At 38.7% G+C, this 15,903-nt stretch carries 15 protein-coding genes; 4 read left to right on the top strand and 11 right to left on the bottom strand.

Going from position 1 to position 15,903, the window contains the following annotated elements; genetic code table 11:
* Positions 1–583 (bottom strand): ABC transporter permease (locus tag KK060_RS17315; RefSeq protein ID WP_254155031.1); only part of this gene is annotated, 583 nt, incomplete at its 3' end.
* A 167-nt stretch (positions 584–750) separates the two neighbouring features.
* Between KK060_RS17315 and KK060_RS17310 the strand changes: the two genes are divergently transcribed.
* Together KK060_RS17310 and KK060_RS17305 are read left to right on the top strand one after the other, a co-directional pair.
* Entirely contained in the window at positions 751–2,115 is a 1,365-nt protein-coding gene (locus tag KK060_RS17310; protein ID WP_367397501.1) for a sigma-54-dependent transcriptional regulator, read from the top strand.
* Positions 2,102–3,484, top strand: a complete 1,383-nt coding sequence (locus KK060_RS17305; protein ID WP_254155030.1) for a sensor histidine kinase — start codon at positions 2,102–2,104, stop codon at positions 3,482–3,484. The genes KK060_RS17310 and KK060_RS17305 overlap by 14 nt, the downstream gene beginning before the upstream one ends.
* Before the next feature lie 72 nt (positions 3,485–3,556).
* Here KK060_RS17305 and KK060_RS17300 read toward each other — a convergent pair whose 3' ends face one another.
* On the bottom strand, positions 3,557–5,035 hold the full coding sequence (locus KK060_RS17300) for a sensor histidine kinase (RefSeq protein WP_254155029.1): 1,479 nt from the start codon (positions 5,033–5,035) through the stop codon (positions 3,557–3,559).
* A 100-nt stretch (positions 5,036–5,135) separates the two neighbouring features.
* Positions 5,136–5,594: a response regulator gene (locus KK060_RS17295; RefSeq protein WP_254155028.1), complete on the bottom strand. Its 459-nt coding sequence runs from the start codon at positions 5,592–5,594 to the stop codon at positions 5,136–5,138.
* Between the two features lie 466 nt (positions 5,595–6,060).
* Here KK060_RS17295 and KK060_RS17290 point away from each other — a divergent pair, with 466 nt between their 5' ends.
* Together KK060_RS17290 and KK060_RS17285 are read left to right on the top strand one after the other, a co-directional pair.
* Positions 6,061–6,753 carry a hypothetical protein gene (locus KK060_RS17290; protein ID WP_254155027.1) on the top strand — a complete coding sequence of 231 codons (693 nt, stop codon included), beginning with the start codon at positions 6,061–6,063 and terminating at the stop codon, positions 6,751–6,753.
* 21 nt (positions 6,754–6,774) lie between these two features.
* Positions 6,775–7,473, top strand: coding sequence for a hypothetical protein (locus KK060_RS17285; protein ID WP_254155026.1), 699 nt, complete (start codon positions 6,775–6,777; stop codon positions 7,471–7,473).
* A gap of 43 nt (positions 7,474–7,516) precedes the next feature.
* On the opposite strand, the gene KK060_RS17280 is transcribed toward KK060_RS17285, so the two are convergent.
* The 8 genes from KK060_RS17280 to KK060_RS17245 form a co-directional block, all read right to left on the bottom strand.
* Complete coding sequence (locus KK060_RS17280; RefSeq protein ID WP_254155025.1) at positions 7,517–8,560, bottom strand: protein-glutamate methylesterase/protein-glutamine glutaminase; 1,044 nt, start codon at positions 8,558–8,560, stop codon at positions 7,517–7,519.
* 91 nt (positions 8,561–8,651) lie between these two features.
* A complete protein-coding gene (locus KK060_RS17275) occupies positions 8,652–9,422 on the bottom strand; it encodes a DUF2490 domain-containing protein (RefSeq protein WP_254155024.1) in 771 nt (256 codons plus the stop codon).
* Complete coding sequence (locus KK060_RS17270) at positions 9,403–9,747, bottom strand: chemotaxis protein CheD (protein WP_254155023.1); 345 nt, start codon at positions 9,745–9,747, stop codon at positions 9,403–9,405. The genes KK060_RS17275 and KK060_RS17270 overlap by 20 nt, the downstream gene beginning before the upstream one ends.
* Positions 9,748–9,896: 149 nt before the next feature.
* The gene (locus KK060_RS17265) at positions 9,897–10,781 is read right to left on the bottom strand and encodes a sensor histidine kinase (protein WP_254155022.1); all 885 of its coding nucleotides are present in this window, start codon (positions 10,779–10,781) and stop codon (positions 9,897–9,899) included.
* A 3-nt stretch (positions 10,782–10,784) separates the two neighbouring features.
* On the bottom strand, positions 10,785–11,627 hold the full coding sequence (locus tag KK060_RS17260; RefSeq protein ID WP_254155021.1) for a CheR family methyltransferase: 843 nt from the start codon (positions 11,625–11,627) through the stop codon (positions 10,785–10,787).
* Positions 11,628–11,631: 4 nt separating this feature from the next.
* Complete coding sequence (locus KK060_RS17255) at positions 11,632–13,308, bottom strand: methyl-accepting chemotaxis protein (RefSeq protein ID WP_254155020.1); 1,677 nt, start codon at positions 13,306–13,308, stop codon at positions 11,632–11,634.
* Between the two features lie 63 nt (positions 13,309–13,371).
* A complete protein-coding gene (locus tag KK060_RS17250; protein WP_254155019.1) occupies positions 13,372–13,863 on the bottom strand; it encodes a chemotaxis protein CheW in 492 nt (163 codons plus the stop codon).
* 13 nt (positions 13,864–13,876) lie between these two features.
* Positions 13,877–15,901, bottom strand: a complete 2,025-nt coding sequence (locus tag KK060_RS17245; RefSeq protein ID WP_254155018.1) for a chemotaxis protein CheA — start codon at positions 15,899–15,901, stop codon at positions 13,877–13,879.
* Positions 15,902–15,903 lie beyond the last annotated feature (2 nt).

Below are 15,903 nucleotides of genomic sequence, written 5' to 3'. Positions count from 1 at the left end.
CAATAACGCTAAACTGGATATGAGAATTTGATGGCGGGTCTTTAACGATACCAGCTACTTCTGCCTCGATTTTATTATTCAATTTTATGGTTGTAACCTTCCCATCTTTAAACAAACGCTTGGCTGTTGATTGCGTAAGAAAGACCTTGTTGGGTTCACCAAGATCTTTAGAAGGATCGCCACTTATTACTTCAAAGTCAAAGACCTTAAAAAATAAGCTATCGCAAAACATTACATCTTCAATAAGATGTTTTTCACTCCCTGCCTTAACTAGCGTCTCACCTTCGGCGTGGAATTGTGTTATGAACGGAATTTCAGGGAAATCATTTCTAAATGCCTTCGCAAACGGATATGGCGTAGCACTTCCAAAATCTTCTCCTGATGCGTTCTCGCTAATTCTAACCACACGGTAAATTTTATCAGCCTTGGTATGAAAGCGATCAAAACTAAGATCCTGAGTGATAATAAGGTAAATAACGACACAACACGTAATACCGATACTAAGCCCGAGGATGTTAATAAGAGAATAGCTTCTGTTCTTAATAAAATTCCGCAGTGTAATGGTGAGATAATTCTTTAACATAAATTCTTATAACTAATTAATCACCTTCGGCTAAAACCAAGCCAGTCTTGTAACTGATTAATAATTAAAGTGTTAATTTAATTTAAACGCGGTTAATAAGCTCTCACTGTATCAATAACGATACAACATAATGATATGAAAATGATACAATTTCATAACTTTCAAATGTGAACCGAGCAAAAATACTTATAGTAGACGACGATGAAGACATTCTTGAGACAGGAAGGATGTTTTTAAAACAGGAATTCTCAGTAGACATTGAGCAAGATCCTAATAATATACCTGATCGACTCCGTTCTACTGATTACGATCTTATTTTACTTGATATGAATTTTAAAGCCGGGATTAATGATGGTGAAGAAGGCTTTAATTGGCTTAATGAAATTTTGAAAGTAGACCCTCAGGCAGTAGTGGTATTAATCACAGCGTATGGCGAAATTGACCTTGCTGTTAAAGCGATGAAGCAAGGCGCTACGGACTTTGTATTAAAGCCATGGAAAAATCAAAAACTTCTGGCCACTATACTGTCCGCCTTACAGCTGAGGCAATCGAAAAAAGAAGTTGAAAAACTAAAAGTAACTCAGGAAAGATTACAAGATGAGATAGACCAACCCTACTATTATTTTATTGGTGAGTCTCCTGCCATACAAAGAGTAACGGAATTAATCGCACGCGTAGCTGCTACTGATGCGAACATTTTAATTTTGGGTGAGAACGGAACAGGAAAGGAACTTGTCGCAAGAGCGATTCACAGACAATCAGCCCGAAAAGACAAAGTATTTATTAGTGTTGACCTGGGTGCTATTACAGAGACGTTATTCGAGAGCGAATTATTTGGGCATGTTAAAGGCGCCTTTACAGATGCGAAGCAAGATAAAACAGGCAGGTTTGAACTTGCTTCGCACGGCACTATCTTTCTTGATGAGATTGGCAATCTTTCTTTACCCCTACAATCCAAACTTCTTACAGTTCTTCAGAACCGTAAAATCCAGCGGCTTGGATCTCCAAAAGAAACGAGCATCGACTTCAGGTTGATTTGTGCTACCAATGCAGATTTACATCAGATGGTATTCGAGAAAAGTTTCCGTCAGGATTTACTCTATCGCATCAACACGGTTGAAGTTCGAATACCTCCTCTAAGGGAGCGCATTGAAGACATACCACTTCTCACGAACCATTTCTTGAACATATATACTAAGAAATATAAGCGGGCGGGAATAAAAATCGATAAATCAGTAATTGCCAAGATGCAAAAGTATTATTGGCCTGGTAATATCAGAGAGTTACAACATGCGATTGAAAGAGCAGTGATTTTAACTGAGGAAAAAGTTATTCAAAAACCGGAGATATTAATCAGTGGCAATACCGCGAGGCGAGAGCAGCATAGCCCGAAAACTTTAGAGGAGATGGAAAAAATATTCATTCTTCAATCGCTCGACGAGAATGAAGGAAACGTAACACAAACTGCTATGGCTTTGGGTATGACAAGAACAGCACTTTACAGGCGAATGAAGAAACATGGCATTCAATAACATATTAACCTTTAGTTTTTACAAACGCTTCAATTTTCTGATTGTAGTCAGGCTTGCATTGCTCTTTTCCAATATTATTATCATTGAAAGGATTTTTGGAAATGAGAAACTATTCTTCACTCAAATTATCCTTGCACTCATTCTCATTATTCAATTACTCGATTTCGTTCGGTTTATTAATCAGACCAATCGTGAACTAGCACGCTTCTTTCTTGCTATAAAACATTCCGATTTTACAATTACATTTAATCAAAGAGAGCTCGGCAAGTCGTTCTCATTACTTCAGGAAAGTATGATATCAATTATTAATTCGTACAAAGATGTTAAGATTGAGAAGGAGGCGCAGTTTCACTTTCTTCAGATGCTTATCAACCAAATACGCGTAGGTATTATAGCTTTAGAAGAAAACGATATAATTCTAATAAATACAACCGTAGAGGAGATACTACATACAAAGTCAATTAAGAATTGGAAATTACTTCAGCAACTTCGTCCCGATTTTACAAACCTGGTGCATGAAGTTGGAGAAAACGGAAGAAAACTACTGGAAATAAAGACAGATGGTATTAATTCAGGTTACCTTTCGGTAGATGTCGGCACGTCTTACATTTTAGGCAAAGAGACCAAACTTATCACATTTCAAAACATAGCTTCAGAAATAGAGCAAAAGGAAATTGAAGCTTGGCATAAACTGATTCGTATCCTTACTCATGAAATCATGAATTCGGTTACACCGATTTCATCATTAACGGAAACAATACAAATGATGCTTAATGATCGCGATGGAAATCAGCGTCAGCCAAAAGACTTAACACAAGAAATTATAAACGACATTCGATTTTCTCTTTCTACAATTCAGAAAAGAACAGATGGGCTCCTGCAATTTACAGAAGACTACAGAAAACTAACAAGAATTCCTAAACCTAAGCGTGAGCCCATAATTTTACATAAATTCTTTAACACTATCATTGCATTGTTAAGGCCACAACTCGAAGAAAAGAATATTGAGATTAAAACAAATGTAGGCAGTGATTTAATGCTAGTTGCTGATCCTATTTTGACTGAACAAGTGCTCATTAACCTACTCACCAATAGTATTTATGCTTTGAATGGAAGGAAAGATCCTAAGATAGAATTAAAGGGTTACAGGGAAGGAAGTTCTATTGTAATTGCAGTAACAGACAATGGCAAAGGAATTGGCTCAAAAGAAATAAGCCACATTTTTACCCCATTCTTTACAACACGAAAAGATGGATCAGGCATTGGGTTAAGCTTATCCAAGCAAATAATGAGCGACCATGGAGGAACAATAAAGGTTGGTTCTGAAGTAGATCAAGGAACCACGATGTTGTTACTATTCAAATCGTAAGAGCCTTGGCAACAAAACATATTTATCTGCCATTTTAAATAGTACTCAATGCTACAAGTACATAATCTTTGCTCACTTACTTTCTGGGATGTAAAATGAAAACACAGAACCCACATTGGGTTGTGAACTTGCAACTAAGATCCCGCCATGGTTTTCTGCTATTTTACGGCATATAGCCAGCCCAATGCCTACTCCGTAGGAATCTTGCTTAGCAATAAGGCGTTGAAAAATCTCGAAGATTCTTTCCGCATACTTTGGCTCGAAGCCAATTCCGTTATCTCTGAAATCAATTCTATAATATTTGATTCCATTTTTTAACCCACGAAGATTTTGCCTGGTACTAACTAATTCTACCGAGATGTGGATCTCCGGAATAACATCATTTTTTCTAAACTTGATAGCATTGCTAACAATATTTTCAAAAAGCTGTATAAGCTGATATTTGATCCCCTTCACCTGTGGTAAAGGTTCACTTTCAATGATCGCATTGGTATCTTTAATATAAACCTTTAACGAATTTAATGTTTGTTGGAGAACATTATTCAGGTCAACATCTTCGATATTGTTATCCACGGTATTTGTCAGTGAAAAGTCGAGCATGCTGATAAAAAGCTGCCTCATTCTTCCAACAGACTGTTTTATTTTTTCGAAAAACTTCTGACCTTCTTCTGTCAAGTTTTCCTTTTCCCTGTCTTCAACAATGGAAATATAAAATTCTATTTTACGCAACGGTTCCTGCATATCATGACTCGTGATATGTGTGAAGGAGCTTAATTCAGTTGCATACTTCTCCAATTGAAAATTCTTATCTTCCAATTCGCTGTTTAGATCGTGCAAGCTTCTGTTCGCCTCCTCCAGCTCTTTATTTATTTCTGCAATTTTGGAGTTAAGCGTTTGCGTTTCATTAATATAGTTCTGAGACCTTTTTAATTCCTGGTCTATAAAATAGAATGCTAGAATAAAGACAATCATAGAAAAAATGCTTACCGCCACCCCTATTATAGTGGCCATGACTGTATGTGCCTGTGCTTCCAACGTGCGTCCGCGAGACGAATTTTCTTCGAGGTCCTGCATGCGCCTGATCATTGCCTCAACGGAGTCCATGCAAACAGAAGCATCCTTAAGATCGGTATAAAATTGGTTTGAGTTAAAGTAGTTTTTGTCCTTCAGCCTTAAGCTTTGACTATTAAGCCTGTTTATACAGTAGTCAAGTTTTTCTTTTAGCTGTAAAAGATTCTGCTGTTGTATCGAGTCATTAATTAAAGAATCCAGTATCGAGATCTGCTTGTTAAGCGGATGTACTAGTGAGTCGCGCGTGAGAAACGCCCGATCAGCAGTAAGTGCAAATCCTCTGAGTGCCGATTCTCTTTCATTTAATGCAGCAAAAACCTCTTCAAGCGATTGCCTGATCAAACTTGTTCTATAGACTACATTAGAAGCTGTGTTTTCCTGGTAGGTTTCATATATAAACAGTACCGACAAGGAAGTAAGCAATACTATACCTGTAGTAAAGATAATTCGGGAATAAATGATCCGTTTAGAGGATTCCATCCAAAATTGAAGTAGTTTTATTAAAGCCTTTAGAAAGCTAAATATACCTACTTTTGACTATCTGAAAAGTATTAGAAGGGAATTGATGGTTGTCAAAGAATTACTCCAAGTGAAGTGAATTACTCAGGCGCCTAATGATACTCGCGATATCCTTGTTGTGCAATTCGTTCACTATCGCGGTTAGAAAATCTTCAAGGATTTTATAATCAGAAGGTTTTGTAATAAAAGCAGTGGCCCCCAGATCAATGGCTGTTTGTTTATCTTTATGGTGCGACGAGGTGGAGTATATAAGTACAGGAATATCCTTCGTAAGTTCGTCGGCCTTTAGAGAAGAGAGACACTGCCATCCCGTGATTTGCGGCATATTTATATCAAGAAAGATTATGTCAGGAACAGGATTAGCAGGGTTCTTCAGCCACTCGAACACGGCAAACCCGTCTGGTACGTGATATAATTCTACTGTTGAATCAATTTCAGCAAGTACATCTGCAAACATTTCCGCATCGTCCAAGTCATCATCCGCAAGTAGAATAACTTTATGAATTATATCCTTAGTCATTAATCTCTGTTAAAAAATCCCTTTAACTCAATAGTAAGCGGCAGTATGGAATTATTTCTACAAATCTAATCCTAATCTTTTCTTTTTTCTTAAAACCGTAAAATTTACAAAGAAAAAAAGCTCAAATGGCCGGTAAAACCGGCGTTTAGGCTTAGATAAAGTTAACTCAACTCGGCTTCTATTGTATTGCGGCTCAGGCTGCTGGCATACTTTTTTGAATAAATTCAAAATAAGGCTCCTTGTACTAAAACTTTCAGGTGTTAGCTTGCATGAAGGTGAAAAAAAATACGTAGGTAAATCATCTTAACTCGTATATTTGAAGTACTAACTGCCGGTTAGTTTGTATCTAAATATAATTTATTGCGTAAAAGTATCCGTTAAGATGGTAATCTGAAGTTACTAAATTGATCTTCAAGGTATTAATCTTCGGAATTACCCAATCTCTAAAATCAGAAAATCGATTATTATGAAAAATCTATTCGCATTTATTGTTGTATTTGTAGCAGCTTCAATGCTTGCTTGTCAAGATGGCAAAGACGAGTCGGGAGCTGTGGTGCATGATCTTAGCTTCTATAAGAATATAGGCACACAAATACCAGTGGAAACGGGGATGCGTTGGCTAGAAACTTATAAGAAAAAAAATAATACTTCTGGCAGAACCAACACTTCAGGATATGCAGTATCAGCAGAATTACTTAGTTCTTCACTAAATTCTGTGACTGGATTAGCAGGTGTTACATTTCACCATGCAATTGACGATGCTGGCGAACGCCACATTATTATTGCACCGCTTGATGAGTCTCTAACTGTTTGGGCGCCGATTCCGGGTCGTATTTATATTGATGCCAATACAAATGCACCTATAAGCAGATTTAAGGCACGCGAATGGGCAAAAAATTATGAAGAAGCTCATCCGGGAGAAATACAATTCCACTTCTTTGGAAGCAACATCTTCGATGACATTTCAACCATTCCTTTCTTCACTACACTGAATATTGAGCCTGCTATCAATGACCTTGACCAATCTCCTCAACTTTTGTTGATCGTTTACAATGGAGACTTGGTTTTAGATAACAGTAGAGTTTCAAGTGAGACTATGGCGATATATGATGCTTCCAGCCCTTGCCCTCCTTGTCCTCCAGTATCTGAATACCAATAAGTGCGGTAGGTAGAAAAAATAATGTCAGCAAGTTTTCCAGAAATCATAAGGCTAGTGTCAACACTTTCAGTTGCACTGCCTTTGTTTTTTTACTTTAAAAAATACAAGCATGCCACAAGAGCACTGCACCTGGTAGGTGCGCTGACCCTTGTGGCAGCTTTTTCTGATTTACTTGCGTACATCTTGTTTGCACAGGGTAAGTCTACAATTATTCTCTTTAATATTTATTACACTACAGTATTCCTGCTTCTCTCGTGGTTTTACTACGAAATACTCCCCACCAAAGGAGCGAAAAACCTGGTAATTGCCGGACTCTTTTTATATGCAGCTGCATTTGTTGTTATCACATCTTACTTTCAATCTTTCTTTGTATACCAGACTTACATGTGGTCTATTACAGGGTTCTTTATGATTGTTTACAGTATGTCCTACTTTTTTCATTTGTTTTCCACACAAACAACAATGTCAAACTTTGGACTTCTCACAATCAACAGCAGCACCCTGTTCTACTTCAGCTTTAATTTATTTTTGTTTGTGATGAGCAGTTATGTTTTGTTAAAGATGGAGCACAAAATAGCATTTGTGATCTGGAGCTTTCACAACATCAACAACATTGTAAGAAACGTTCTTATAGGACTAGGAATATCAATATACAGCAAAGAAGGGCTGACGCGCCCTGTTTATACCAATCCTGGAAAGCGCGCGCTACACGTGTCCTAGTACCTGTTGTAGGCAATGTCTAGTCTTGCCCCTTTTAATTCCATTACTTCTGTGATAATAAATGAGAAGCAATCTGGCTTAACGGCAATATTTTGTCTACAGCATTAATTTTAATTGCTTCTTTAGGCATACCAAAAACAATACATGATTTTTCATCCTGAGCAATGGTGTAGGCTCCCGCCTCTTTCATTTCAAGAAGTCCTTTCGCACCATCAGCGCCCATACCCGTCATAATTATTCCAATCGCATTTCTTCCTGCATATTTTGCCGTTGACGAGAAAAGAACATCAACAGAAGGCCGGTGCCTGTTTACCGGGCTACCATCCTTTATTTCTACATAATATCTTGCTCCACTTCGTTTTACCTCCATATGTCTGTTACCCGGAGCTATTAATGCCTGACCTCTTAAAATACTATCTCCATTTACCGCTTCTTTCACTGAGATCTTGCATATTCTGTTTAACCTGTCAGCAAAGGATTTGGTGAACAATTCCGGCATGTGCTGAACGACCACAACACCAGGGCAATCAATAGGCATATCGTTTAAAAATTCCAGCAATGCTTCAGTACCCCCTGTAGATGCACCCACGGCTATAATCTTTTCTGTGGTACGCAGCATACTAAGGTTTTGAAGAGCCTTAACTGAAACAGGTTGTCTCAACCCCGCAGCACTACCTCTTCTCTTAACCACTGCTTTAGCTGCAGCCTTTACGACCTCTATGATGTTGTGTTCGGCATCTGAAATACTATCTTTATTGAGCGTGGGTTTCTTAACTACATCAACAGCACCAATCTCTAGCGCATGGATTGCAGTTTCCGTACCCTTTGCAGTAAGACTGGAAATTATAACCACGGGAATTGGATGCTGAGACATGATCTTCCTCAGAAAAGTAATTCCATCCATCCGAGGCATTTCAATATCTAGGGTGATTACATCAGGAACTTCATTCGCGATCTTTTGTGCCGCAATAAATGGGTCGGATGCAGTACCTAATATCTCTATGGATTTATCCGTTTCAAGAATGTAAGCAAGGCTTTGCCTGACTACTGCAGAATCATCAACAATTAAAACCTTAATTTTTTTCATTGCTATTAGTCATCATCGCAAGAATGAAGCGTCGCGTTACTCTTCACACACTGCAATTACAGACATTCTCAGTTTGTCATTTTGGAACACACTAATTATTAACAAAGGATAATGTATGGAACACCCCAAGTTGAAGTGTGTGATTATTTTCAATTCTGTGACGAACAGAAGGATTTAATTGAAGACTGCGTTGCTGAACAACCTGGTAAAGGTATCCCACTTCCAATTTAAGGGAAGAGCTCAGTGTTAGACCAAGCGCTCCGTAAAGACGATTTTGATCAAATATATTGTACCCAACATCTTTACCAAAATTGATAAAGATTTCATCGTAAACGGCCAGAAATAAAGGCTTCTCCCACTTTGTTAAGTTAATTGTTGCCTTTGCCATATAACGGAAACGGTTCTCATACCTTCCGTTGGAAAATTCACCTGTTGCCGCATTACCAATCAATCTTTGCTCAAGTCTGTATCGATGCGCTAATTTAACTTTGCCAATAGTTTGAGAAGTTGTATACTGTTCCCAAATACGATGTTCGGGAAAAGCATTTGCCACAGCAAATTCACCATAGGGATGAGTCTCTACAAAAGCGTATCCTATTGTAAACCGTGAGTTATCTTTAAGATAGTAATCAAGGCCGGTGCGAAGTAGAAGTTGTTGGTCGTCCGACAAGAACTCATACCTCCTTAACTGAACTTCGGCATGCAACCCAAGTCTGTTGGTGAATTTATGATTGCCAAAATACATAAGCCAACCATTATTGTTGCTTGTATTGGCTCTTGCGTCCTGCGCCTTAGCAGTATAAACGGACATGAACAAAACAAGAAGGGCTACTACTGCACATTTAAAAATTCTCTGTATCATTTTTATTTTCCTGGTTGTTTACAAATTTCATGTATACGATGCCTGAACCTGAGTGAAAAAGAATCTTTCTACCAACTGTTCCTCCAACATTTGAACTGATAATAGGTATATGGTAGTCTGATAACAAATCTTCTGCAAGTTGAATATTGCGCTTACCGATTTCAAAAATTGCATTATCTCCCAGGCTATCTGCCCCTCCAAACACTTTTGCAACAATATTCTTTTTCTCCGCGCCAAACAACAGCATTTTCTCAAGTAATTTATCAATGGCAATATTACCGAATTTGGCGGTCGCCAGCCCTTCACCTTTCCAGACAGGGAGCATGTAATGATTAATACCTCCAAAGTTTAATCGTTGATCAAATAAACATACCGAAACACACGAACCCAAAACCGTTTGTATTTGAGTAGGGGTTTTGCTTGCATAAAATGAACATGCATATAAAAAATGATATGTTACATCCTCCGTAACCCTCATAGAACCGCATCGCTATCAAACAAAAATTCATTCCAGTCAGAGGAGTAGTTTATATTTTCCATTTTCCTCTCCAATGAAGGTATAGTAACGCTAAAGAGACTCCCGTTTCCTCTGGTACTACTTACAGATAGCGTTCCGTTCAATACTTCAACAAATTCTTTGGCAATGCTGAGTCCGAGCCCATGCCCGTTATGTCTCTTGGTTGTTCCAAAATCAAGCTGGTAAAAACGATTAAATATTTTGGTCTGATCCTCCTCATCGATACCGCTACCATCATCCTTTACCTGAATAGTAAGTTTATCGCTTGATTGACTTACTGCAATAGAAACCTTACCTTCTGGCAGACTAAATTCAACAGCATTTGCCAAGAGATTAATAACAGTCATAAACAACATATATCCGTCGGTATAATGAATAATCTCTTCAACGGCAAATGATGTCGAAATGCTTACCTGTTTCTGATTACTTTTAAACGTAATTGCTTCAATACAATCATTTATAAGTTTAGCAACATCTACTTGGGCTGGCTCAATAGGTAATTCAGCTGCCTCTATTTCTGCAGCAGCAAAAATATTACGCATTTGAAAATTCAGATTGAAGATTTCATTGTGAATAAGGAACGCGTGTCGTTTTAGTTGATTCCCATCAACTACGTTTGACTCCATTAAAAATCTGGAGAGCCCTAAAACAGACGAAAGTGGATTATTGATCTCATTTCTTATGTTTGATAAGAAATGGGATTTTAGCTTCTCTGACTGCTTTAGCTTCTCGCTCAATACCTGTATTTCCCTGAACATCTCTCGTTCATTGCTACTCAGCTTCTCTCTCTGAATTAATCTGCTTCTGAGAATATCAATCAGCTCTTCGTTTGTCAAATTCATCTGCTATATTTTCTGAAAAATGGTAGGCCTTATTTGCGTAACAGGCAACTTCATTTGGTAGATAGATTCGCTATGACCAATAAAAAGATATCCACCTGGGCGGAGATGTGACAACAACTTATTTACTACCGCTTCCTGAGTCTTTCTATCAAAATATATAAGCACATTTCTACAAAAAACGATATCGAAATCATAGTCAACATCGAGTACATCATCCATCAAGTTTAAGCGCTTATACTGTACTTTTGAGCGTAGCCTTGGTATAAATCTGACAGTAGGATTTTCCGTATCCTTACTTTTCAGCAAGTATCGCTTGCGTAAACCCATTGGAACATCACTGATGGTGCGATCTGCATAGATTGCCTCAGCGGCTTTTCGTAGTGCTTTGGTAGAGATATCGGTAGCTGTAATACGATAATCGATTCTATGTTGTAAGCAAAACTCCTCCATTACCATCGCTATTGTATAGGGCTCTTCACCTGTAGAACATGCCGAGCTCCATATCTTAAAACATCTCGACGATCCTTCTTCCGTAAAAGAAGGAAGAGCTTCATTCTCCATAAATTGAAAGTGCACCGGTTCGCGAAAGAAATCAGTCTTGTTTGTTGCCACTGCATCAATCATATTCACCAACTCTTCCTTTTTACCACCAACGCCCATTACGTAATCGCAGTAAGCAGTAAAAGAAGTGAACTTGAAATGCGCCAGCCTTTTTTGTAACCGACTTTCAACCAGTACCCTTTTTGCGGGAGAAAGGTTGATACCACATTCTTTATAAATAAAGCTACTTATACGGGCAAACTCGCTTGTTGTAAGTTTAACCGATAGGGGTGCACTTTCAATCATAGAACTAGTACTTTTCGTATCCGTTATCTAAATGATCCGAATGTCCATTGCCATTGGTGCTGGCCATGTCTAGTGTAACGCCTTTTTTAGGAACGTTCTTGATGATCGGCTTTGCACTAAATTGAGATGCTGTTGTACTACGTACTTTTCTTGGCGACACTGACCGTTGAGAACCTTGGTTACTATCTATTTTGAAAAAAGAAATAGTTTCACGTAAGTGGTCTGCCTGGCTTGACAACTCTTCTGCACCCGTAGCCATTTCTTCAGATGCTGCCGCATTCTGCTGGATAATTTGATTAAACTGTTGTATTGCATTATTTACCTGTTCAGCCCCTGTATTTTGTTCAAGACTTGCAGCGGAGATCTCCTGAACCAATCGCGCTGTACTTTGAATATTCGGCACAATCTGCTCAAGAAGTTTCCCTGATTTATCAGCAATTGCTACACTGGAAGATGACAGCTCATTAATTTCCGCAGCAGCAACCTGGCTTCTTTCTGCCAACTTTCTTACTTCTGCTGCCACAACTGCGAAACCTTTTCCATGATCACCAGCTCGTGCGGCTTCTACAGCAGCATTTAGAGCCAACAGATTTGTTTGACGGGCGATTTCACCAATAATAGATATTTTATCGGCGATCTTTTTCATTGACTCAACAGTCTGATTGACAGACCTGCTTCCTTCCTGAATATCTTCGGCAGCCTTTAATGCTATTTTCTCAGTTTGTTGTGCATTGTCAGTATTCTGTTGAATGTTAGAAACCATTTCCTCCATAGAAGAAGAAATTTCTTCTGCTGACGCCGCCTGCTCCTGAGAGCCCTGAGACATTTGCTGTGATGTAGAACTCATCTGACTACTTGCAGTAGCTATGTGATCGGAAGCAGTAGAAACAAACGTAAGCACCTCTTTCAACTTGTTCACCATGTCCTTCAGATAATCTAACAACTCACCAATCTCATCTTTTGATTTGTTTTCAACGTGTACCGTCAGGTCTCCTTCTGCAATGCTTTTGATTACCTGCTTAGCCTGTGAAATTGACTTTGTTATTGAAACTATTATCCATAACGAAATTACGACCGCCGCAACAATACTCAAGGCCAATACAATCCACATTGTATTTTTAGCGGTATCATACTGCGCGTCCGTCTCTTTTTTCATTTCAATCAGCGCCTTTTGATTCTTATCTACGATTTTATAAATGACATCTCGTGACTGAAGAACTAACTCTCTACCAGTTGTACGTCCAAGCTGGGCAGCTGCTGGCCTACTGGCTTCAGAATTTTCAATTGAGAGATTCTTTATCTTGTTAAAAACATTTCTATACTCATTCCATTTTTCGCTATACTTTTCTAGAATTTCAATACCCTTCTCATCGGACATGGCTTTCAATTCCTCATATCTAAGATCCATCTCTTTAAAACGATCTTCTGCTTCACGCGCATAAGACTGGGTGTCTTCAAGATTGTCAGCCAATACCATATCTTTCTCACGCTTGGATACAAATTGAATATCTTCCGACAGCTTTGCTGCAAGCTGGATTCTCTTAACATTGACATCTACAATAATATTAACCTGGTTATTCAATTGGCTCAGGTTACTATCACCTACATAGTATACAATGAATGATAAGGCAAGTAGCGACACCAATGCCACAATGAGCCGTGTTTTTATATTAAGTTTCATAATCTAATAGTGGGGTTTGCAATAAATGATTATTCTTAAGCTATTGTTCTACAAATAGAAATTTTACGCGACATTACCTTCCGTGTTTTGAAGAAGCATTATTTCATCTTGCGAAAACACTAGATCCAGATCAAGTACCATAATGAAGTCATCATTGCGCTTGACCATTCCGTCAATAAACTCTGTTCTGTATTTAGACCCTATGGAAGGAGCAGGCTGTATATCTTTCCTGTCAATTTCAAGGACTTCCTGCACAGCATCAACCAAAGCACCAATAGTAATCTTCTGTTCTTCACATTCAATACTCAACACCATTACACAGGTATTAACAGTGTCATCTATACGGGGGAGACCAAATTTAAGACGAGCATCAATAACAGGTAAAACATTACCCCGGAGGTTAATTACGCCTCTCATAAAATGAGGCGATCCTGGCACTTTCGTAATCTTTGACAGCTCCAGTATTTCGATTACGCTAAGTACACTGGCTGCAAAAATCTCGTCCCCTAACCGAAAGGTGAGATAGGACTGGCTTTGTAAAATATCAGATTCCATAGTTATAAATTCTTTAATTCACTAATACATTGTTTTCAACAACCTTGGCAGTAAGCTGTTTTATAAGTTTATCTGTATCAATGACCAGCGCGACCGAACCATCACCTAAAATTGTGGCACCGCTAAACTCATCCTGATCATGATACATGTTACCTAAAGGTTTCATCACAGCCTGATACTCTCCAATGACCTGGTCTACGGTGATACCGATTGGAAACGCTTCATATGCTATTTTGATGATCTGGATTACTCCATGCTCATTAGCTTTTTCCCGAAATACCTGATGAAGATTAAACACCGGTAAAAGCATTCCATCAAAAACATGTTTTTGACTAAGATCACTTGAAATTCTTCGTGCTTCTATTTCATAACATTTGTCGATGGCCGTTAAAGGGAGGATGTATTTGGAGTCACCGATCTGCACCAGCATTCCATCCACGATAGACAGTGTTAACGGCAATTTTATACTAATGGTAGTGCCCTGTCCTAAAATAGAGGTTAGTGTAACTTCACCCTGAATTGATTCTATATTCCTTCTTACTATGTCCATCCCTACGCCTCTTCCTGACACATCCGTGATCTGGTCTGCTGTTGAAAAGCCCGGAGAGAAGATTAGGTCTATTATTTCCTGTTCAGAATACAAAGTCTCTTTTTTAATCAAACCCTTTGCTATAGCCTTTTGCCTTACCTTTTCAATGTCAACTCCCCTTCCATCATCCTTAATCTGAATAACTACAGATGTTCCTGAATGAAAAGCTTTAAGGTTTATTTTACCTTCTTTCTTCTTTCCTTGTCGTACCCGCTCTTCCGGTGATTCAATTCCATGGTCGAGGCAGTTGCGGAGTATATGCAGAATAGGATCAGTAACCTTTTCAATTATAGACCTGTCCAGCTCCGTATCCGTTCCTTCTGCCACAAAGTCTATCTCCTTTTTTAATTCTTTAGACAGATCGCGAACCAGTCTTTGAAATCTAATAACCAATGACTCAATAGGAACAAGACAAATATTAAAGGCATTATCACGAAGCCGGCGGGTGATCTTCTCCATGTTTTCAGAAACATTGGTTAGCTCTGCTAGGCCGTGCTGCTCTGCCAATAGAGACAATCTTGCCTGGGAAGTAACCAACTCACTTACCAGGTTCATTAACTCATCGAGTTTATCTGAAGCTACCCGAATAGATGAAGAATCAACTCTTGTTGCGACAAACTGAACGCTTTTTGCTTCAGGAGTAACTGTTGCGTTTTCAGCGAGGCGCATTACGATTTCAAGCCCAAAGGGAGCAACGCTTAAATCGTGATCGCCTTTCATCCTTGCTACAAAAGAGTCATGCAACAGAAGATTTGCTTCAGATATCTTTTCAATAATTATTTCGCAGGCATCTTCCACAAAAATAAACACGCCAGATATCTCCGCCGCCGGCTTATCCGTTACAAGAATTACTTCAAAACTTGTGTAACACTCACCTGGATTCATGTGGTTGAAGTCGGGCAATAAATCCATGCGAGGCAGTACTAAAGCGTCACCAAGCGCAACGAGATCATCAATGAGAAAAAGCGGATTAGTTCCATTTTTAAAAATGGAAAAAGATGGCTTACAATAAATATAATAAGTAGCTAAAAATGATTTACCAATGGAATAATCAGCACCGATTTCGTCATGATGCAGTTGAGCCACCTTCTTAATAGCAGTTAATAAATCATGATGTTTTTTAAGCAGATCGCTGTTTCCAAGGCTCGGGTCATGAATTACCTTTTTTAAATGATCTACAGACTTTAATGTGATGTCAAGTATTTCAAGCGTAGCTATTATTTTCCCATCGCGTATGGCATCATACACGGTCTCAAGATCGTGTGTCAAAGCACTGAGCGTATCAAACCCGAACATGCTCGCAGAGCCCTTCAGCGTATGCATGACTCTAAAGATAACCTGAACAGATTCTTCATTGTGAAGATCCTTTTCAAATTCAAGCAGAACACGTTCGAGATCTGCAATCAACTCAAGTGCTTCCGTAACGAAGAGCGCTTTTAACTTATCCATAC

It is taken from the genome of Chryseosolibacter indicum (assembly GCF_018598585.1).
GTDB classification, from domain to species: Bacteria; Bacteroidota; Bacteroidia; order Cytophagales; family Cyclobacteriaceae; genus Chryseosolibacter; species Chryseosolibacter indicus.
Note: the sequence above shows the minus strand (reverse complement) of the source record. Positions and strands in the feature narration are given on the sequence as shown.

What these genes read in the sequence shown, in the direction of transcription:
- KK060_RS17255 (WP_254155020.1), bottom strand. Translation starts at nt 13,308, where the DNA reads ATGAAACTTAATATAAAAACACGGCTCATTGTGGCATTGGTGTCGCTA.
- KK060_RS17265 (WP_254155022.1), bottom strand. Translation starts at nt 10,781, where the DNA reads ATGAATTTGACAAACGAAGAGCTGATTGATATTCTCAGAAGCAGATTA.
- KK060_RS17260 (WP_254155021.1), bottom strand. Translation starts at nt 11,627, where the DNA reads ATGATTGAAAGTGCACCCCTATCGGTTAAACTTACAACAAGCGAGTTT.
- KK060_RS17280 (WP_254155025.1), bottom strand. Translation starts at nt 8,560, where the DNA reads ATGAAAAAAATTAAGGTTTTAATTGTTGATGATTCTGCAGTAGTCAGG.
- KK060_RS17300 (WP_254155029.1), bottom strand. Translation starts at nt 5,035, where the DNA reads ATGGAATCCTCTAAACGGATCATTTATTCCCGAATTATCTTTACTACA.
- KK060_RS17305 (WP_254155030.1), top strand. Translation starts at nt 2,102, where the DNA reads ATGGCATTCAATAACATATTAACCTTTAGTTTTTACAAACGCTTCAAT.
- KK060_RS17270 (WP_254155023.1), bottom strand. Translation starts at nt 9,747, where the DNA reads ATGCTCCCTGTCTGGAAAGGTGAAGGGCTGGCGACCGCCAAATTCGGT.
- KK060_RS17290 (WP_254155027.1), top strand. Translation starts at nt 6,061, where the DNA reads ATGAAAAATCTATTCGCATTTATTGTTGTATTTGTAGCAGCTTCAATG.
- KK060_RS17295 (WP_254155028.1), bottom strand. Translation starts at nt 5,594, where the DNA reads ATGACTAAGGATATAATTCATAAAGTTATTCTACTTGCGGATGATGAC.
- KK060_RS17275 (WP_254155024.1), bottom strand. Translation starts at nt 9,422, where the DNA reads ATGATACAGAGAATTTTTAAATGTGCAGTAGTAGCCCTTCTTGTTTTG.
- KK060_RS17250 (WP_254155019.1), bottom strand. Translation starts at nt 13,863, where the DNA reads ATGGAATCTGATATTTTACAAAGCCAGTCCTATCTCACCTTTCGGTTA.
- KK060_RS17285 (WP_254155026.1), top strand. Translation starts at nt 6,775, where the DNA reads ATGTCAGCAAGTTTTCCAGAAATCATAAGGCTAGTGTCAACACTTTCA.
- KK060_RS17245 (WP_254155018.1), bottom strand. Translation starts at nt 15,901, where the DNA reads ATGGATAAGTTAAAAGCGCTCTTCGTTACGGAAGCACTTGAGTTGATT.